The sequence below is a fragment of the Polaribacter uvawellassae genome (genome assembly GCF_039748955.1).
In the GTDB taxonomy this organism is placed as follows: domain Bacteria; phylum Bacteroidota; class Bacteroidia; order Flavobacteriales; family Flavobacteriaceae; genus Polaribacter; species Polaribacter uvawellassae.
In genome coordinates this window covers 19,644-38,715 of record NZ_JBDIZN010000006.1, presented here as the reverse complement: position 1 = coordinate 38,715, position 19,072 = coordinate 19,644, and the positions used below count along the sequence as shown (strand labels likewise).

Sequence of the window (19,072 nt, the reverse complement as noted above, 5' to 3'; positions counted from 1 at the left end):
AAATTATGTGTGGTATTTCAGGAGTAATTGGCAATAATTTAAATGAAGATGTACTATCAAAAATGATAGCTACTCAAAAACATAGAGGACCAGATAGTTCTGGTAAATATGTTAAAAACGGAGTTTGCTTAGGACACAATAGATTATCAATTATAGATTTAACTGATGCTGCAAATCAACCTTTTATTGATAAAACAGAGCGTTATATTTTAGTTTTTAATGGAGAAATTTATAATTATTTAGAATTAAAATCAGAATTAGAAGATTATAATTTTAAAACAAATTCTGACACAGAAGTCCTTTTAGCAGCCTATATTAAATGGGGAAAAGAATGTTTACACAGGTTAAACGGAATGTTTTCGTTTGCTATTTGGGATTCTACTGAGCAAAAACTTTTTGCTGCAAGAGATCGATTTGGAGTGAAACCATTTAACTATCATTTTTCAAAAGATACTTTTTATTTTGCTTCGGAAATAAAAACAATACATGCAGCTGGTGTAAATAAAAAGCCAAATGAGAAAGTTTGGGCAAATTATTTTGTATACGGTAGTTACGGAATGCCAAATGAAACTTTTTGGGAAGAAATTCATCAATTGCCAGGAGGACACACATTAGAATTTGAGAATAACCAAATCAAAATTGAAAAATGGTATGTTTTTGAAGAAGAAATAAAAAAGCATGAACAGAAAAAAAGCTACGAAGAAGTAAAATCAGAATATATAGCTTTATTAAAAGATAGCATAAAAATAAGATTTAGAGCAGATGTTCCTGTTGGATTTAATGTTAGTGGCGGATTAGATAGCTCGGCGCTTTTAGCTTTTGTAAATTTACTTGACGAAGATAAAAGTAAAATTAATGCATATACTTTTTATACTAATGATGAAAGGTATGATGAGCTACCTTGGGTAGAAGAGATGATTTCACTTACGAAAAATCCATTAAAAAAAGTATTATTAAACGTAGATGAAATTGAGGATTTATCAGAAAAAATAAACAGTTTTCAAGATGAACCTTTTGGTGGAATACCAACATTAGCGTATTCTAAAATATTTGAAAAAGCTAGAGAAGATGGAGTTTTGGTGCTTTTGGATGGTCAAGGAATGGATGAGCAATGGGCGGGTTACGATTATTATGTTAAAAAATCTGGAAGCTTAATTCAAGGAGTTAATAAATCGCCATTTCGTAAAAATGTACTTTCTGAATATTTTTTAAATCTTGCTGAAAAACCTAATTATCCTAAGCCATTTAAAGATGATTTATTAAATTTACAGTACAGAGATTTATTTTACACAAAAGTACCTAGAGCATTACGTTTTAATGATAGAATCTCTATGGCACATAGCACAGAATTGCGAGAACCTTTTTTGGATTACAGATTGGTAGAGTTGGCTTTTTCTCAACCTTTAGAGTACAAAATAAAAGATGGAGTACAGAAAAGCATGTTACGAGAAATTGTTTCAGAATACTTAAATGATTCGATTAGTTATGCACCTAAAAGGCCATTGCAAACTCCACAAAGAGAGTGGTTAAATAATGAATTGAGAAGAAATGTTGATAATAGTATAAAGAAAATAAAAAAATCAACTTTTAGAAATTGGTTTAATCTAAATGAACTTGATTTAGAATGGAAAAAATATGAGGACGGTAACATAGATTCTAGTTTTCATATATGGCAATGGGTTAATTTTGAATTATTAATAACGGAATGAATAAAAAAATATTAATTTTTTTACCAGACGGAGTTGGTTTACGAAATTTTGCTTTCACTGATTTTTATAAAAAAATGTCAGTAGATAATGATGTTTTTTTTATGAATAATACTGGTTTTCCACTAAAAGAAAACTTAAACATAAAAGAGATAAAAATTTCTGGTTTAAAACCTCATTACTTAACAAATATTTTAAAAGTTGCCAAGAATACAATTGAATTAAAACAAAATTATAATAATTCAAAAAATAAAGTATATCTGTCATATCTTTTTCCTAGAAAAAGTAAAACGTTAAAACATTTAATTAAAAATAGTTTAATTAATTTTTATATCAAATTTTATAATTCTAGTAATGGAGTTCTTAAAATTAATAAAAAAATTAATAAATTAGAGAGAACAACTCCAACTTATAAAGCAAGTTTAAAGCTGTTAAAAAAAGAAAACCCAGATTTTATTTTTTGCACAAATCAAAGGCCCATTGTTGCGGTTTCAACCATTTTGGCAGCAAATGATCTTAATATACCAACTGCTACTTTTATTTTTTCTTGGGATAACCTACCCAAAGCAACTTTGGTTTTAGAAACAGATTACTATTTTGTTTGGAGTGATTTCATGAAAAATGAATTAATAAAATATTATCCATCAATTAAAATAGATCAAATCAAAGTTACAGGAACACCACAATTTGAAAACCATTTTGATGAAAAATTATTAGACAAAAAAGAAATATTTTATAAAGAGAACAATCTAGATGTCAATAAAAAATATATTTGTTTTTCTGGCGATGATATTACCACTTCACCTTATGACGAATATTATTTAGAAGATTTAGCACATGAAGTTCAAAAATTAAATAAAGATGGATATAATTTAGGTATTATTTACAGAAAATGCCCAGTTGATTTTACAGGTAGAGCAGATAATATTATTAGAAAATATAAAGACATTATTTATGTTATAAATCCAAAATGGAATAATTTAGGAAATTCTTGGAATAAAGTAATGCCCTTAAAAGAAGATTTAAAACTATTATCAAATACAATAGCACATTCTATCTTAGTAGTCAATATTGGTTCATCAATGGTTTTTGATGCAGTAATACACAATGTTCCTTGTGCATATATTAATTATAATACAAATAAGGTAAAGACATCAATTTGGGATATAAATAAAATATATAAATTTATCCATTTTAAGTCTATGCCATCAAAAAAATCTGTGTTATGGATAGAAAAAAAAGAAGAATACAAAGAAATTATAACAGATGTTGTAAATAAAAAATATTCTTTAGAAGATACTAATAAATGGTTTAATAAAATAGCAATTGAACCACAAAACTTAGCTTCGGATAATATTAAGAAAGAAATACAAAAAATAATATCTTAATATGCATGTAGCTTTTGTTACCTCAGAATACCTTTATGTCAATTCTAAAAAAAGCGTTGGTGGTATTGGTACTTTTACAAAAAGTTTAGCAGAGCAATTAGCTCGTAATAATTTTTCAGTGACTATATTTCTGTACAGCCAATCTGAAAATAAAATTATTGTAGAAAATGGAGTTCAAATTCATTTAGTAAAAAGGAAAATTTTAAAAGGCTTAACTTGGTTGTCCAATAGATATTATTTTAATAAGTACGTAAACAGTATTATTTTAAAAAATAAGATAGATGTGATTGAAGCACCAGAATGGACAGGTTTTACAGCTTTTATGAAATTTAAATGTCCTTTTATAATTAGATTGCATGGATCTGACACTTATTTTTGTGATTTAGAAAACAGAAAAGTTAAATTTAAAAATAAATTTTTTGAAAGAAATGCACTTATTGGAGCAGATAAAGTAGTTGGAGTAAGTAAATTTGTAGCTACAAAAACCAAAGAAGTTTTTAAATTAAATATTAAAATAGAAGTAATATATAACACTGTTGATGTTACTGTTTTTAAACCAAACCATCAAAATATTATTTCGAATTCATTATTATATTTTGGAACATTGGTGCGTAAAAAAGGAGTGTTAGAAATTGCAAAAATGTTTAATATATTAGTAGAGAAAGATAATGAAGTTACTTTATTTTTTTTAGGAAAAGACAGTAAAGATGTATTTACTGGAGAATCTACATTAAGAATGATGAAAGCTATTTTATCAAAAAAAGCATTAGAAAAAGTAAAATTTATTAATGCTGTACCATCTGCAGAAGTAATTAAATTTATACAAGAAGCAGAAGTAGTTTTATTACCAAGTTTTGCAGAAGCATTTCCAATGACTTGGTTAGAGGCTATGGCAATGGAAAAGAAATTAGTTACTTCAAATATTGGTTGGGCAAAAGAATTAATGATTGACGGAAAAACAGGATTTACAGTAAATCCTAATGAAACAAATAATTTTGCAGTTAAAGTATTAAACTTATTAAATGATAAAGAGTTATCTGTTTTAATGGCAGAAGAAGCAAGAAATAGAATTATTAATAAATTTAACATGAAAAATTCAATTCAAGAAAACATTAACCTCTATAAAAGTTTGAAAAATTGATGGATTTATTATGTAATTTAATTTTTGAAACATGAAATTTAGTTTAATTATTTGCACATATATGCGTCCCAATGCAATTGTGACTCTTTTAGAATCTGTAAAAATACAGACTGTTTATCCTACAGAAATTATTATTGTTGATGGTTCTACTGATAATCAAACTACAAAAATTTTAAAAGAGAGTAATTTTGATAAATTAATTTATTATAAAGTTTCGAAAGAAGATAGAGGTTTAACAAGACAGCGTAATTTTGGCATTAATAAAGTAACCAAAGAAACTGATATTGTTTGTTTTCTAGATGATGATACAGTTTTAACTAAAAATTATTTTGAAGAAATATTAAAAACTTTTATTTCAGATGATGAAATAGTAGGAGTTGGCGGATTAGCTATAAATCAAAATAGATGGAAAATAAAAGATAAAAATTATAATAAACTTTTGTACTACGAATTTGATGGTTACATAATAAAAGAAAGCTCACGAAATGTTATAAGAAATATTTTAGGTATTCAGTCTAACTTGCCTCCGAGTAGAATGCCAGAGTTTTCTAATGTTAGAACATATGGTTATCCATTTAATAATAAAACTTATGAAGTAGACCTATTAGTTGGAATGAGTTTTTCTTTTAGAAAAAAAGTTGTTGATACTATTAAGTTTTCAAAATATTTTGAAGGTTATGGTTTGTATGAAGATGCAGACTTTTCCATAAGAGCACAAAAGTTTGGTAAAAATGTAATTAATACCAAAGTACAACTTTACCATTATCATGCCAGTGAAGGAAGGCCTAATAAATATAATTATGGAAAAATGGTTGTTAGAAATGGTTGGTATGTTTGGCGTTTAAAATACCCAAACCCAAGTATCATGGCACGTTGTAAATGGAACATTATTGTTATTACCTTAATATATATGCGTTTTCTTAATGTTTTTACTACAAAAAAAAGAAAAGAAGCTTTTACAGAATTTTTAGGAAGAAAAGTAGGTTTGCTAAGTTTACTTTTTAATAAACCGACTATAATTAGATGAAGTTTGGTATCATAACACATACATGTCATAAAGTAAAAGGAAAAGAAATTTTCGCTTATGAACCTTATGTAAGAGAAATGAACTTATGGATAAAATATGTAGATAAAATAGTCATTTTAGCCCCAAAATCTAAAGAAAAAGAAGTTTCAAAAATTGAATCTACATATAACCACTCAAAGATAGAATTTGTTGAAGTATCGAGTTTTAATTTATCAACTATTAAAAACAGTCTTTTATCACTTTTAGTAATTCCAAAAATTTGTATACAAATTTATAAAGTAATGAAATCTGTAGATCACATTCATTTACGTTGTCCAGGAAATATTGGATTATTAGGGTGTTTTGTGCAAATATTTTTTCCTTCTAAACCCAAAACAGTAAAGTATGCTGGTAATTGGGATCCAAAAAGTAGACAACCATTAAGCTATAAATTTCAAAAATGGATTTTATCAAATACTTTTTTAACCAAAAACTGTAAAGTGTTAGTTTATGGCGAATGGAAAAACCAATCTAAAAATATAATTCCTTTTTTTACAGCTTCATACTCCGAAAATGAAATTACAGATATTAGAACTAAAAATTTAAAAAGTAAGATTAAATTGTTGTTTGTTGGTAATTTTAGTAAAGGAAAACAACCTTTCCTAACTGTTAAAGTAGCTGAAAAATTAGCAAATAAAGGGTTTGATGTACAGTTAAATATGTTTGGAGATGGAGTTGAGTATAATTTAATAGAAAATTATATTACTGAAAAAAAATTAAACAAAAATGTAATTTTACACGGAAATCAATCAAAAGATATTGTAAAAAAAGCTTTTCAAGAAAGTCATTTTTTAGTTTTTATTTCTAAATCTGAAGGTTGGCCAAAAGTTGTTGCAGAAGCTATGTTTTGGTCTTGTTTACCCATATCTTCTAAGGTTTCTTGTGTGCCATATATGTTGGGTTATGGAGAAAGAGGTAGCGTTGTAAACAAAAGTACAACTCAAATTATATTTGAATTAGAGAAATATATAAGTCAAGAGAACATATATTTAAAAAAAGTTACTAAAGCAAAAAAATGGTCTCAGCAATTTACTTTAGAGAAGTTTGAAAAAGAAATTAAAAATTTACTATAATTGAAAAAACTTGGTGTTATACAAATAATAGATTCGCTTAATGTCGGTGGAGCAGAAGTGCTAGCGGTTAATATTGCCAACGGTCTTTTCGACCAAAATATTAATTCACATTTATGTACAACAAGAAGTGAAGGGGTTTTAAAAGAAAATTTAAATCCAAATGTTGGATATGTTTTTCTGAACAGAAAAAAAATAATTGATTTTAAAGCAATAATAAAGCTTAGTAAATATATTAAAAAAAATAATATTAAAATTGTTCATGCACATTCAACATCTTCATTTATTGCTGTTTGTGTAAAAATATTAAACCCAAAAATTAAAGTTGTTTGGCACGATCACTATGGAAAAAGTGAGTTTTTAAATAACAGAAAAGTTTTTTACCTAAAGGTGTTTTCATATTTTTTTTCTGCTATAATTTCTGTAAATAATGATTTAAAACGATGGGCATTAAAGAACTTAAAAACAAAACATGTTTTTTTTATTAGAAATTTTCCTGTATTTAGTAATCAAGATAAGTCGACTACATTAAGTGGGCTTGAAGAAAAAAGAATTGTTCATTTAGCTGGATATAGAAAACAAAAAGATCATCTAAATCTATTAAATGCATTTCTTCAAGTGTCAAAAGAAAATAATGATTGGACTTTGCATTTGATTGGTAAATCATATAATGATGATTATTCTGACAAAATTCAAAATTTTATTGACGATAATAATTTATCTAATAAGGTATTTCAGTATGGAGTTTGTTCAGATATACAACATATTTTAACACAAGCAACCATTGGAGTTTTATCTTCAAAATCAGAAGGATTACCAATCTCATTGTTGGAGTATGGCTTAGCCAAAATCCCTGCAATAGTTACAGATGTAGGAGAATGTAACTTAGTTATTAAAGATTTGAGTTTTATTGTTCCTCCGTCAAATAGTACTATTTTAGCGAAAGCTATACAAACATTGATAAACTCTAAAAGTAAAAGAGAAACCTTGGCTTTAGAAATTAACAATATTGTTGTTTCAAATTTTTCTAAAAAAGAAATAATATTTAAACTAATTGACATTTATAACAAATAATGTTAAACAGAATAATAGAGAATAAATTATTATTAATTGTTATCCATATTTTTATTGGGTATTTAGCTACATTTTCTTTTTTTCCTAAAATATTTGGTTTTATTTGTATTGTTGTACCTATACTTTACTTAACAATTCAAAAGAATTTTAATGAGGAAGCATTAATTTTTTCTGCATATATTGTTGGAGCTGAAGTTTTTTTAAGGATGACAAGTTCTTTTGTATTTTATGAGTCAGGAAAATACTCAGTAATTATTTTTTTAACCTTGGGTTTCTTTTTAGGTAGGTTTAATCAAAAATTTGGTATTCATTTTTTATTTTATCTTTTTTTTCTTTTTATTGGGATTCTATTTACAAATGTGCCAGGAGGAGAATCTATAAAGAATGCTATTGTATTTAATTTAAGTGGACCTTTAGTTTTAGGTATTTCTGGTATATATTTTTATAAGAGAATGATTTCCAAAAAGAACTTACTTAATTCATTATTTTGTATGCTTTTACCTTTGTTTTCTACTGTTTCTTACCTTTATCTTAGAACTCCAGATTTAAAAGAAATTGTTTTTGGAGGAACTGCAAACTTTGTAACATCAGGAGGATTTGGACCAAACCAAGTAGCAACTGCAATTGGAATAGGAATTTTTATTCTTGCTATTTTTATTTTAATGAAAAAAAGGGTGACTGGTTTTGTGTTTTTAGATTTAATTTTATTATTATATTTTATTTATAGAGGACTGTTAACTTTTTCTAGAGGAGGTATTGTTACAGGTATCATTGCATTAATAGTCTTTGCTATATTTTATATTCTATCAAATAAAAATTCATTACAAACTTTTATTAAGTATTTTACAGTTGGGATTACTTTTTCAATTGCAATTTGGGTATATACTTCTGGAGTTACAGGTGGTATGCTAGACAATCGATATACTGGAAAAAATGCAAGAGGAATTCAAAAGGAAGATATTACGTCTGGTAGATTAGATATTGTTGAAGAACAAATACAAAGTTTTATTACTAATCCTTTAGGTATTGGTGTTGGAAACGGTAAATATAAAAGATTAAATTCGGGTGAAAAAATAACTGCTGCATCTCATAATGAAGCAGGAAGATTAATAGAAGAACATGGAGTTTTTGGTTTAGTTATTTTAATAGGTTTATTAATCACTCCACTTTTTAATATTTTGAGTTCTACAAATTATCAAAGAGGATTTTTAATAGCCTTTTTTTTGATTTGGTTTTTAACAATTAACCACTCTGCCATGAGGATTGCATTGGCAGGGTTTATTTATGCTTTAAGTTTGATAATAATTATTGATGAAGAAGAATAGCATTTTATACGTAGGTAATGATTTAGTTAAAAAAACTAATTACAATACATCAATGGCTGTTTTAACCAAGTTATTATGTAAAGAAGGTTTTTATGTTTTAAAAACTTCTAAAAAACAGAATAAAATTTTGCGTTTAAGTGATATGTGTTTTTATGTTTTAAAAAACATAAAAAAAGTTGACTATATTTTAATTGACACTTTTAGCACTTCAAATTTTTATTTTGCCTTTTTTACATCTCAAATTGCAAGATTATTTAAGCTTAAATACATCCCTATTTTAAGAGGTGGTGACTTACCAAATAGATTAGATAATTCTATAAAATTATCAAAAATGATTTTTAAAAACTCCTATTTTAACATTGCACCATCTGGTTATTTAGAATATGAATTTAATCAAAGGGGATATATGACAAAATTTATTCCAAATATTTTAGAAATTGATAACTATATATATAAAGAAAGAAAAATTATTTCACCTAAAATTCTTTGGGTAAGAGCCTTTAAAGAATTATATAATCCAAAATTAGCTATTAAAGTATTATCAATTATAAAAGAAAAGTACCCAAATGCTAAATTATGTATGGTTGGGCCTAATAACGATGAATCTTTTACGGAAACACAAAAATTAGTTACCACATTAAGTTTAGATAATTCAGTTGAATTTACAGGCGTGTTGCCAAAAGAAGAATGGCATAAAAAAGCAATAGATTTTGATCTTTTTATAAATACTACAAATTTTGATAATACACCAGTTAGTGTTATGGAAGCAATGGCTTTAGGTTTAGTAGTTATAAGTACTAACGTAGGTGGTTTACCTTATTTAATAAATAATAAAGTAGATGGATTTTTAGTTGATAAAGATGATGAAGTTACTATGAGTGATGTAATAATTACTCTACTCGAGCATCAAAATCATTTAGAAATAGTTAAAAATGCAAGAAAGAAAGCAGAAAGTTTTGGTTGGAATATTGTGAAACATGAATGGTTGTCAATTTTAAAATAATGCATAAAGTTATCAATACTATTTTTTTTAAATTACCAATACTATTACAAAATGGATTGATTTCTTTATATGGGTATTACTGGAAAAATAGAAGATTAGGTAAAGTCTTTAAAAATGAAATTAAATTTTGGAAGGATAGAGAAAATTTTACAAAAGAAGATTGGAAACTTCATCAAACAAAAGGATTAAGAGCATTATTAATTCATGCTTTCACAACGGTTCCATTTTATAGAGAGTTGTATTCAGAAAAAGGATTTACACTTAAAGACTTTGAGAATTTTGAGTTAACCGATTTACATAAATTACCATATTTAGAGAAAGAAGCCCTACGTAAATATGGAGATACTACATTATTATCAGAAAAAAAGAAAAAAGGAAAGTTTTATTCTAGTAGTGGAAGCACTGGTACTCCGGTAAAAATATTTATTACAAAAGAATTTCATCAAAAATGGAATGCAGCATATGAAGTGCGCGTAAGAAATTGGGCTGGCGTTAATTATAGAATGGCTAGAGGTATGATTGGAGGTAGAAAAGTTGTAAAAAATGCTACTAGTAAAGCTCCGTTTTATAGATATAATTTAGCAGAAAAGCAGACTTATTTTTCTGCCTATCATATTTCAGATAAAAATCTTTTAAATTATTATAATGCTATCAATAAAAACAAGATAGACTATATGGTTGGTTATGCTATGAGTAATTATTTTTTAGCAGATTTAATTGTAAAAAGAAAATTACCTCCGTTAAATTTAAAAGCAGTATTAACAAGTAGTGAGAAATTAACTACCGAAATGCGAGAAACATTTCAAAAAGCATATAATTGTAAAACTTTTGATGCATATAGTGGAGTTGAAGCTTGTGGTTTAATTTCAGAAAATTTAGATGGGGATTTTTTATTAAGTCCCGATACAGGAATTATGGAACTAATAGATAAAAACGGAAACCAAGTTAATTTTGGAGAAGAAGGGGAAATTATATCTACAGGTTTATTAAATTTTGACCAACCTTTAATTAGATATCGTATAGGTGATAAAGCAAAATTGTCTAAAAATCAACAAACAAAATCTGGGTTAGAAATGCCCAAATTCGATGAGATTTCTGGTAGAGTAGAAGACACTGTAACTACAAAAGATGGAAAAAAAATAGTACGTTTCCATTCACTTTTTATAGATATTGATGGATTATTAGCTGCTCAAGTTATTCAAGAGAAAATTGATTGTTTTAGGATCAATTTAATTACTACAAGTAGTTTCAATAAAAAGGATGAAACAGAAATTGAAAAGAAAATTAAAAATCAATTAGGTAATATTCAATTAATATTTGAATATTTAGATCAAATACCTAAAAATAAGAATGGTAAATTCCAAGCAGTAATTTCAAAAATAAATTTTAATGAATAAAATAATTTGGGTTTTAAATATGACCGCTGGGAAACCTGATTCTGGTTGGGGTGAGCGTCATTATTATTTTAGTAAATATTGGATTAAAAAAGGCTATGACATAAAAATAGTGTCTGGTTCTTATAATCATTTGTTTCATAACCAGCCAAAAACAAATCCAAAAGAAAATTTCACTTATGAAAAAGTTGAAGACGGAATTACATTTTGTTGGGTAAAAATACCTAAATATGATGGTGGGAGTATTTTTAAATTATGGAGTATGATTGTTTTCGCATACAGAATTCTTTTTTTATCCATCAAAAAATTAGGAAAACCTGAAATAATTTTAGTTTCTTCAATGCCTATTTTTCCAATACTATCTGGTTGGTATTTAAAAAAGAAACACAAAGCAAAACAATTAATTTTTGAAATTAGAGATTTATGGCCATTAACGCCAATGTATCTTAAAGGATATTCAAAATATCATCCAATGGTTTTGGTCATGGCTTGGGTAGAAAAATTTGGTTATAAAAAAGCTGATAAAATAGTGTCATTATTACCTAATGCTGGAAGCTACATTAATAAAATTTCGAAAGATGAAAGTAAATTACATTGGATACCAAACGGAATTGATGAAACACTTTTAGTACATGAAAACTTACCAATTGAAGTAGTAAATAAGTTGCCAAAAGATAAATTTATTATTGGTTATACTGGAACAATGGGAATGGCAAATGCTTTAGAATATTTAATAGAAGCAAGTATTTTTCTAAAAAATAATGATGATATTCATTTTGTACTTGTTGGTGATGGTTACTTAAAACAAGAACTGCAAGAAAATGTTAAAGGAAATAAAAATATAACTTTTATTTCTAAAATCAATAAGAATCAAGTACAACAAATGTTGTCTAATTTTGATGTTTGCTTTGTAGGTAGAAACAAAACGCCACTTTTTGATTATGGAGTTTCATCAAATAAGTTTTTTGATTATATGTTGGCAAAAAAACCAATAATTTCCTCTTCTAATAAGATTAAAGATCCTGTTGAGTTATCTGGTTGTGGATATGTGGTAGAACCAGAATCTTCAAATGCAATTGTAAAAAGCATTATTCAATTACAAAACATGTTACCAAAAGAAAGAAATGATATTGGAATAAAAGGATATGACTACGTCAAAAAATTTCATAATTTTGATTATTTGAGTAGTTTATATGTAAAATTATTTTAAATTCTCTTTATTAAAAATAAATCATAAAAAATTCATACTTTTGAATTAATAGATTACTTCATTAATAGTGTTCCCCTAAAAATTATTATGAGTAAAAAATCATCACATATTGATATCTCTGAAAGAAAACTTCTTTTAAGATCATTAGACGTAATTGTTATAATTTTAAGTCTAACTATTGCATCAAAATACACAGACTTTACATATATAAATATTAATAACGACTTAATTTATAGTTGGTTTATTATTTTAGCAATTTACTTTTTATTGTTTGGCGAAATTTTCCAGTTATATAACTTAAAAGTTTCAAATAACAGATTTTTAGTTGTAAGAAGTATTTTTATTACTTCCTTTGTAACTACATTTATTTATATATTTTCACCTTATATTGCACCTTCCTTACCAGCAAATAGGCTTCAAATTATTTACTTTTTTCTGCTTATTACTATTCCAGTTATTGTTTGGAGGTTTTTATATATAGCATTATTGTTTTCACCTAAATTTTTTAAAACGATAATTGTAATTGGTCATACATCAAGAACAAAGAAGTTAATTGAAATAATGAAATTTAAGAATTTTCATAATATTGCTACTTATATTTCTGATGCAGAAATTAAAGGATTAAATAACTTTAATGACATAAAGAAAGTAAATTTAGAAGAAATTGTACAGACTAATTTTGTGTCAGAAATTGTGATTTCTACCTCTGGTTTTTCTACCGAAATAATTGAGAATTTAAATAAACAATTAATACTACTTTTTGAAAAAGGAATCAATATCAAAAGTTTTGAAACGTATTATGAAGAAGTTACTAATAGAGTTCCGAAAGAGTATTTAGATCATAACTTTTATAAAAAAATAAACTTTAGTAAAAATAGCGACAGTCGATTTTACCATTTTACACAAAGAGTTTTAGATATCATAATTTCAATAATAGGTTTAGTGTTTTTTGTTTTGATTACTCCTTTACTTTTTATTGGAAATTTATTTGGTAATCGAGGACCTTTATTTTATACTCAAGAGCGTGTTGGTTTTAAAGGTAAAACTTTTAAAATTTTTAAACTGCGTTCTATGATAAAAAATGCAGAAACTGATGGTGCTGTTTGGGCGCAAAAAAACGATATTAGAATCACTTCTTTTGGTAAGTTTTTAAGAAATACTCGATTAGATGAATTTCCACAATTTATAAATATCTTAAAAGGAGAAATGAGCTTAATTGGGCCAAGACCAGAAAGACCAGAATTTGTTTCTGACTTAGAAGAAAAAATTCCTTTTTACGCAATTAGACACATTGTTAGACCTGGATTAACAGGTTGGGCACAAGTTAATTATCCGTATGCAAACACCATAGAAGAGCAAGAAACTAAATTGCGATACGATTTGTATTATATAAAAGAAAAAAGCTCTTTCTTAGACTTTAAAATACTTATCAAAACAGTTTCTACAGTTTTATTTTTTAAAGGGCAATAACACTTTATTTAGAAAGAAAAAACGAATACTTAATAGCAATAATAAAGGTAGAATTGCGAACGGTAACAACTGTATTTTTCCAATCCAAATTACTGGAATAATTAAAAGCAAAACAAAGAGTATTTTTACATACGTTTTTACCCATAACTTCGGGTTTTCTTTTACAATATAAAATGCTACAATTATATTTGGAGCAAATGCCCATAAAAAATTAAAGTTGGTTGGAGTTGTAGAATGATTGGTGAAAAACCATAAAAACACAATTAAAACTCCAATAACTCCGGTAAATAAGAACAAGAAGAAATCGAACCATTTTGTTCTTTGTTTTCTTTTTACATCTTTATACGTAATAAAAATACCGAGTAAGAAAATTAAAGTAAAAATTAAAAACGGACTAAAAAATAAAGGCTTAATCTTTATTTCTTCAAACTTTAAAATATACCGATCACTTTTAATTAAATTTTTAGAAATTGCACCTCGTTTTACAGTTGCGTTTTTAAATCCACTATACACATAATCTGGTAAATACATGTATTGTTTTGCAGTCGCAACATTATCTAATTTACTTCCTAAGGCTAAATTTATTCCGAAACTACCCCAAGTGTTCCAAGGAATTTCTTTATTCATTAATTGTCTAAAAGATTGATCTTTTTCAATATAATTTTCTTTGAATTGAACCTTGTCTTTTAAAATGATATCAGTTATATCTCTTAAGATTGAGGCACAATTATTAAAAAAAGGATCATATAAATACGTAGCATTTTCTGGTTTTGCATTATTCTCTAAATATTCAAAAATTTGTTGCTTTTCTTGTTGATTAAGATTTAAAACTTGCTCTTTTATCCAACGTTTATCTCTTTGATAACTTCTAACAAAGTAATGAAAAGGATAACTTTCTAATTTGTATAATAATTTTCCTTTGGTGAAGTTTAAATAAAAATTTGGTGCATCAAAATCAAAGAAGCCGTAATTGTAAGCAGTATCAAATTCAACATCTTTTACTCTTATGGCGCTATGACCAAAACCTTCGTACAATACTTTTCCAGGTCCAGCTGTTATAATACTAATTTCAGCTTTTTCTGATAATTGTTTATACTGAGAAAATGTAAGTTGAACTACAAATAACATCAGAAATAAAGCATTAGTTTTTGTTTTCATAGTTGTTAATTTCTAAAAAACTTATAATCAATTTTAATTGAAAATATATTTGAATACAATGCGTTTCCAACACTTCCGATGTTTGTTAATGCATAATCAATATGAATTCCGTTGTACTTAAATCCAACTCCAAAATTTGGTTGTAAAGAGATTGATTTACTTCCATCAAACTGCGTTGTATTTTGAATATTTCCAATTCCGCCACGTAAATAAACCAAATCTGTATAATCTAGCTCAAATCCAAAAGTTGGATCAACACTTATAACGTTTGATGAAATAATATCGTTGGTTTTTGCAAAACGCATGTTTAAATCGATTTCTGTTAATAGGTGAAAATCTCTTGCAACTCTAAATTTTCGTGCAACACCAAGCTGTATTTTAGGTTTTGTAAGTTCTGTGGTTTCTGGTAATTCTTGATTTTGACCAGGAATTGAGTTTTTAATTTTATCAAATTCAGTTTCGTTAATATTCCAAGTATTATACGTTGTTGTAATATCTCTAACCATTAAACCAAACTTCCAATCATTTCTTTCAAACTGAATTCCGGCATCAAATCCAATTCCCCAAGAAGAAGCAAAATCACCAATAACTCTTCTAAGTACTTTGGCATTTACACCAAAATACATGTCTTTAAAAATTAAGTTTCTTGCGTAAGAAATTGTAAAAGCATAATCAGCTGCAGAAAATAAGCTGATTCTATTAAAATTAATGTTTCCTTGACTATCAATAAGTTCTGTTGTGTTTAATATATCATCAACTCCAAATCTAATTACAGAAATTCCAACAGCACTTAAATCATCAATTGGTAAAGCAATGGCGGTAAAATTATAATTTGCCATTCCTGCAAAATAAGAAGCATGCATTAACGAACCTTCATAATCTTCTAAATTAACTAAACCTGCTGGATTCCAGTAAATTGAATTAACATCATTACTTGTTGCAACAACAGATTTGCTCATACCTAATGATCTTGCATCAACACCAATATTTAAAAATTCGTTAGAATAATTTCTAAATGTTTGCGCTGTAATTTGAAGAGAACAGAAAAGTAATAGAAAGAAATATAGTTTTTTCAAAATAATTGATTGCTAATTACAAATATCTAAAATCCTATTGTAATAACAGATGTTTTATAAAGTTATTGTTTTATAAAAATTGGGTATTTATACTTATTGCTTCTTAGTGTTATGTTGCCTAGTTTTACTTAGCGATATTAAGCACTTAATGCTAATAAAATGAATGGATGTCCAAATTGTAATTCTATAACTTTAAGAAGAAAGAGAAGAAAAGGGTTGCTTAAGCTTATTCCTTATACAAAAGTTTTTAGTTGTTTTAATTGTAGAACACGCTTTTCTTATAACTCAGTTTTTAACAAATACTACATATTTCATAAAAGTTATTAAAAAATATTTTCTTCTATAAAACGACTAATTCGTTTTTCTAACCATCTGCTTTCATTTTGTTTAAATGTTGATATGAATCCAACATGACCACCATATTTTGTAACTTCTAAAAAGAAAAATTCTGAATCGCTAGCTTCTTTATACGGAAAACATTCTGGACTTAAAAACGAGTCGTCTTTTGCGTTTATTAATAATGTTGGTTTATTAATTTTAGTTAAATAAGGTTTAGAACTTGCTTTTTGCCAATAATCTTCTGGACTTTCGAAACCAAAAACAGGAACGGTATATAAATGTTCTAACTGTTTAAATTTTTTTGCTTTAAACAGTTTGTCTTTATCTAATTTAAAATCTGGAAATTTATATGACTTCTCTAAAACTTTTAATCGGATGGTTTTTAAGAATTCTTCGAGATATAATTTGTTTTTTAATTTATCCATTTCGCGCTCTGAACTCGTTATATCAATTGGAACAGAAGTAGCAATGGCTCCTTTTATTTTTGGAGAAATGTTTTCTGAATATTCTCCCATGTATTTCAAGGTTAAATTTCCGCCTAAACTAAATCCGATAATAATAATATTTTCATAATTATATCTGTCTAAAATATGCTTGACAACAAAATCTACATCTTCAGTTTTTCCGCTGTGATAGGTTCCTAACAACCAATTATCTTCACCGCTACAACCGCGTAAATTAAACGAAACAGTATCAATTCCTTTTCCATTTAATTCGTTTGTTGTAGAAAGCATGTATTTAGATTCTGAGCTTCCTTCTAAGCCATGAATTAAAATTGCCAATGTGTTTGAATTTACTTTAGAAAAATCTAAATCTATAAAATCATTATCCCAAGTAAAAACTCTTTTACGAGAATAAGTACAGGTTTCTTTCATAAATAACGGACGATACATTGTGTTAAAATGTCCGTTTCTAAAAGGTAAAGAAGGGTTAAAATCCGAAGTTAATAATGGCATAAAATATTTTTTAAAGCAATTTAGTGTACAAAGATGATAAAAAAAGAAGTAAATTGAAAAATGAGCAAATTGATTTCCTTATTTTTGCTTTATAAAACGAACTAAGCAAAATGAAAAAACACATTCCGAATTTAATTACTTTAGGAAATTTATTATTTGGAACAATTGCTACAATTGCAGCTGTAAACGGAAATTTTGAAATTGCCGCATTGTCTGTTACAATAGGTATTTTACTTGACTTTTTTGATGGTTTTTTTGCGAGATTGCTTAATGTTTCTGGCGAATTAGGAAAACAATTAGATTCTCTTGCCGATATGGTTACAAGTGGTGTTGTGCCTGGAATTGTAATGTATACATTACTCCAAGAAAACGCCTTAAATTTATTTGCAAGAAAGGCAGATACTTTACAAATTGCTTCTTTTAGCACCGGGTATTTACCTTATTTTGGTTTATTATTAACATTAGCAGCTTGTTATCGTTTGGCAAATTTTAATATTGATGAACGTCAATCTGATTCTTTTATAGGAATGCCAACTCCGGCAATGAGCTTGTTTGTGCTTTCGTTACCGTTAATTCCGATTTATTCTGATAATGAATTTTTTATTGATTTAGTGCAGAACAATTATTTTTTGATAGGAATTACGTTAGTGTTAAGTTTCTTAATGAATGCTGAGATACCGTTATTTTCTTTGAAATTTAAGAATTATAGAATAAAAGAAAATGCGTTAAAATACTTTTTTCTAGTTGCTTCTATAGGTATGATTTTAACGTTGGAAGTTATTTCGATACCGTTAATAATCATATTATATGTTGTACTTTCTGTAGGAAGTAATTTGAGTAAGCAAAAAGTGTAATTTACTTTATATAATTTGTTCTCAATACATCAAGTCAAAAAGCGTGACGCTCGAATTGATATTATATAAAAAAGCGTCTTTAATACTAAAATTTTTTCTTTTTCAATTCAAAATCTTTACCAAGATATACTTTACGTACAGTTTCATCAGCTGCTAATTCTTCTGGAGTTCCACTTTTAAGAATACTTCCTTGATACATTAAAAAAGTTTTATCAGTAATGGCTAAAGTTGCTTGTACATCATGATCTGTAATTAAAATACCAATATTTCTGTTTTTAAGTTGGGCAACAATACTTTGAATATCTTCTACCGCAATTGGGTCTACTCCAGCAAAAGGTTCATCTAATAAAATAAACTTAGGATCAGAAGCTAAACAACGAGCAATTTCTGTTCTTCTACGTTCTCCACCAGACAACAATTCTCCTTTATTTTTTCGAACATGACCTAAACTAAATTCTTCTATTAAAGATTCTAGTTTTTCTTTGCGTTCTTTTTTTGTTCTATCTGTAAATTCTAAGACAGACATAATATTTTCTTCTACAGATAACTTTCTAAATACTGATGCTTCTTGCGCTAAATAGCCAATCCCTTTTTGAGCACGTTTGTACATCGGATCGTTGGTAATTTCTTCATTATCTAAATAAATATGACCAGCGTTGGGTTTTATCATGCCAACAATCATATAAAAAGAAGTGGTTTTTCCAGCGCCATTTGGACCCAATAAACCAACGATTTCTCCTTGAGAAACTTCCAAAGAAATTCCTTGAACCACCTTTCGGCTTCCATATATTTTTTCGATGTTATCTGCTCTTAATATCATGTATCAAATATACAAATTGAGA

General features: G+C 26.9%; 16 protein-coding genes. 12 read left to right on the top strand and 4 right to left on the bottom strand.

The genetic code is table 11. The annotated features are described in order from the left end of the window. The first annotated feature begins 5 nt into the window (after window positions 1-5). From asnB to ABDX67_RS11765, 11 genes are all read left to right on the top strand, one after another. Window positions 6-1,709: an asparagine synthase (glutamine-hydrolyzing) gene (gene asnB / locus ABDX67_RS11815; protein ID WP_347175239.1), complete on the top strand. Its 1,704-nt coding sequence runs from the start codon at window positions 6-8 to the stop codon at window positions 1,707-1,709. Next, window positions 1,706-3,094 (top strand): glycosyltransferase family protein, encoded by a 1,389-nt coding sequence (locus ABDX67_RS11810; RefSeq protein WP_347175238.1) that lies wholly within the window; start codon window positions 1,706-1,708, stop codon window positions 3,092-3,094. The genes asnB and ABDX67_RS11810 overlap by 4 nt, the downstream gene beginning before the upstream one ends. A 1-nt stretch (window position 3,095) precedes the next feature. Next, window positions 3,096-4,235 (top strand): glycosyltransferase family 4 protein, encoded by a 1,140-nt coding sequence (locus tag ABDX67_RS11805; RefSeq protein ID WP_347175237.1) that lies wholly within the window; start codon window positions 3,096-3,098, stop codon window positions 4,233-4,235. Window positions 4,236-4,266: 31 nt separating this feature from the next. Beyond that, complete coding sequence (locus ABDX67_RS11800) at window positions 4,267-5,262, top strand: glycosyltransferase family 2 protein (RefSeq protein ID WP_347175236.1); 996 nt, start codon at window positions 4,267-4,269, stop codon at window positions 5,260-5,262. After that, window positions 5,259-6,374, top strand: coding sequence for a glycosyltransferase (locus tag ABDX67_RS11795; protein ID WP_347175235.1), 1,116 nt, complete (start codon window positions 5,259-5,261; stop codon window positions 6,372-6,374). Before ABDX67_RS11800 ends, ABDX67_RS11795 begins: the two co-directional genes overlap by 4 nt. Continuing rightward, window positions 6,375-7,445: a glycosyltransferase gene (locus tag ABDX67_RS11790; RefSeq protein ID WP_347175234.1), complete on the top strand. Its 1,071-nt coding sequence runs from the start codon at window positions 6,375-6,377 to the stop codon at window positions 7,443-7,445. Beyond that, complete coding sequence (locus ABDX67_RS11785; RefSeq protein WP_347175233.1) at window positions 7,445-8,770, top strand: O-antigen ligase family protein; 1,326 nt, start codon at window positions 7,445-7,447, stop codon at window positions 8,768-8,770. Before ABDX67_RS11790 ends, ABDX67_RS11785 begins: the two co-directional genes overlap by 1 nt. Continuing rightward, the gene (locus tag ABDX67_RS11780) at window positions 8,757-9,773 is read left to right on the top strand and encodes a glycosyltransferase family 4 protein (protein WP_347175232.1); all 1,017 of its coding nucleotides are present in this window, start codon (window positions 8,757-8,759) and stop codon (window positions 9,771-9,773) included. Before ABDX67_RS11785 ends, ABDX67_RS11780 begins: the two co-directional genes overlap by 14 nt. Then, entirely contained in the window at window positions 9,773-11,170 is a 1,398-nt protein-coding gene (locus tag ABDX67_RS11775) for a phenylacetate--CoA ligase family protein (protein WP_347175231.1), read from the top strand. The genes ABDX67_RS11780 and ABDX67_RS11775 overlap by 1 nt, the downstream gene beginning before the upstream one ends. Beyond that, window positions 11,163-12,377 carry a glycosyltransferase family 4 protein gene (locus ABDX67_RS11770; protein ID WP_347175230.1) on the top strand — a complete coding sequence of 405 codons (1,215 nt, stop codon included), beginning with the start codon at window positions 11,163-11,165 and terminating at the stop codon, window positions 12,375-12,377. Before ABDX67_RS11775 ends, ABDX67_RS11770 begins: the two co-directional genes overlap by 8 nt. A gap of 87 nt (window positions 12,378-12,464) precedes the next feature. Beyond that, complete coding sequence (locus ABDX67_RS11765; protein WP_347175229.1) at window positions 12,465-13,847, top strand: exopolysaccharide biosynthesis polyprenyl glycosylphosphotransferase; 1,383 nt, start codon at window positions 12,465-12,467, stop codon at window positions 13,845-13,847. Here the strand turns inward: ABDX67_RS11765 and ABDX67_RS11760 are convergent. From ABDX67_RS11760 to ABDX67_RS11750, 3 genes are all read right to left on the bottom strand, one after another. Continuing rightward, complete coding sequence (locus ABDX67_RS11760) at window positions 13,827-15,005, bottom strand: lipoprotein N-acyltransferase Lnb domain-containing protein (RefSeq protein ID WP_347175228.1); 1,179 nt, start codon at window positions 15,003-15,005, stop codon at window positions 13,827-13,829. The genes ABDX67_RS11765 and ABDX67_RS11760 overlap by 21 nt on opposite strands. A gap of 5 nt (window positions 15,006-15,010) precedes the next feature. Then, window positions 15,011-16,081, bottom strand: a complete 1,071-nt coding sequence (locus tag ABDX67_RS11755) for a putative type IX sorting system protein PorV2 (protein WP_347175227.1) — start codon at window positions 16,079-16,081, stop codon at window positions 15,011-15,013. Window positions 16,082-16,404: 323 nt separating this feature from the next. Beyond that, window positions 16,405-17,376 (bottom strand): YheT family hydrolase, encoded by a 972-nt coding sequence (locus ABDX67_RS11750; protein ID WP_347175226.1) that lies wholly within the window; start codon window positions 17,374-17,376, stop codon window positions 16,405-16,407. Window positions 17,377-17,486: 110 nt separating this feature from the next. On the opposite strand from ABDX67_RS11750, the gene ABDX67_RS11745 reads away from it, so the two are divergent. Further along, on the top strand, window positions 17,487-18,230 hold the full coding sequence (locus ABDX67_RS11745) for a CDP-alcohol phosphatidyltransferase family protein (RefSeq protein WP_347175225.1): 744 nt from the start codon (window positions 17,487-17,489) through the stop codon (window positions 18,228-18,230). Window positions 18,231-18,315: 85 nt separating this feature from the next. On the opposite strand, the gene lptB is transcribed toward ABDX67_RS11745, so the two are convergent. After that, window positions 18,316-19,050 (bottom strand): LPS export ABC transporter ATP-binding protein, encoded by a 735-nt coding sequence (gene lptB / locus ABDX67_RS11740; protein ID WP_347175224.1) that lies wholly within the window; start codon window positions 19,048-19,050, stop codon window positions 18,316-18,318. Window positions 19,051-19,072 lie beyond the last annotated feature (22 nt).

Excerpts from the sequence above, each read along its gene's own strand:
- asnB (WP_347175239.1), top strand. The coding sequence starts at position 6 with ATGTGTGGTATTTCAGGAGTAATTGGCAATAATTTAAATGAAGATGTA.
- ABDX67_RS11810 (WP_347175238.1), top strand. The coding sequence starts at position 1,706 with ATGAATAAAAAAATATTAATTTTTTTACCAGACGGAGTTGGTTTACGA.
- ABDX67_RS11805 (WP_347175237.1), top strand. The coding sequence starts at position 3,096 with ATGCATGTAGCTTTTGTTACCTCAGAATACCTTTATGTCAATTCTAAA.
- ABDX67_RS11800 (WP_347175236.1), top strand. The coding sequence starts at position 4,267 with ATGAAATTTAGTTTAATTATTTGCACATATATGCGTCCCAATGCAATT.
- ABDX67_RS11795 (WP_347175235.1), top strand. The coding sequence starts at position 5,259 with ATGAAGTTTGGTATCATAACACATACATGTCATAAAGTAAAAGGAAAA.
- ABDX67_RS11785 (WP_347175233.1), top strand. The coding sequence starts at position 7,445 with ATGTTAAACAGAATAATAGAGAATAAATTATTATTAATTGTTATCCAT.
- ABDX67_RS11780 (WP_347175232.1), top strand. The coding sequence starts at position 8,757 with ATGAAGAAGAATAGCATTTTATACGTAGGTAATGATTTAGTTAAAAAA.
- ABDX67_RS11775 (WP_347175231.1), top strand. The coding sequence starts at position 9,773 with ATGCATAAAGTTATCAATACTATTTTTTTTAAATTACCAATACTATTA.
- ABDX67_RS11770 (WP_347175230.1), top strand. The coding sequence starts at position 11,163 with ATGAATAAAATAATTTGGGTTTTAAATATGACCGCTGGGAAACCTGAT.
- ABDX67_RS11765 (WP_347175229.1), top strand. The coding sequence starts at position 12,465 with ATGAGTAAAAAATCATCACATATTGATATCTCTGAAAGAAAACTTCTT.
- ABDX67_RS11760 (WP_347175228.1), bottom strand. The coding sequence starts at position 15,005 with ATGAAAACAAAAACTAATGCTTTATTTCTGATGTTATTTGTAGTTCAA.
- ABDX67_RS11750 (WP_347175226.1), bottom strand. The coding sequence starts at position 17,376 with ATGCCATTATTAACTTCGGATTTTAACCCTTCTTTACCTTTTAGAAAC.
- ABDX67_RS11745 (WP_347175225.1), top strand. The coding sequence starts at position 17,487 with ATGAAAAAACACATTCCGAATTTAATTACTTTAGGAAATTTATTATTT.
- lptB (WP_347175224.1), bottom strand. The coding sequence starts at position 19,050 with ATGATATTAAGAGCAGATAACATCGAAAAAATATATGGAAGCCGAAAG.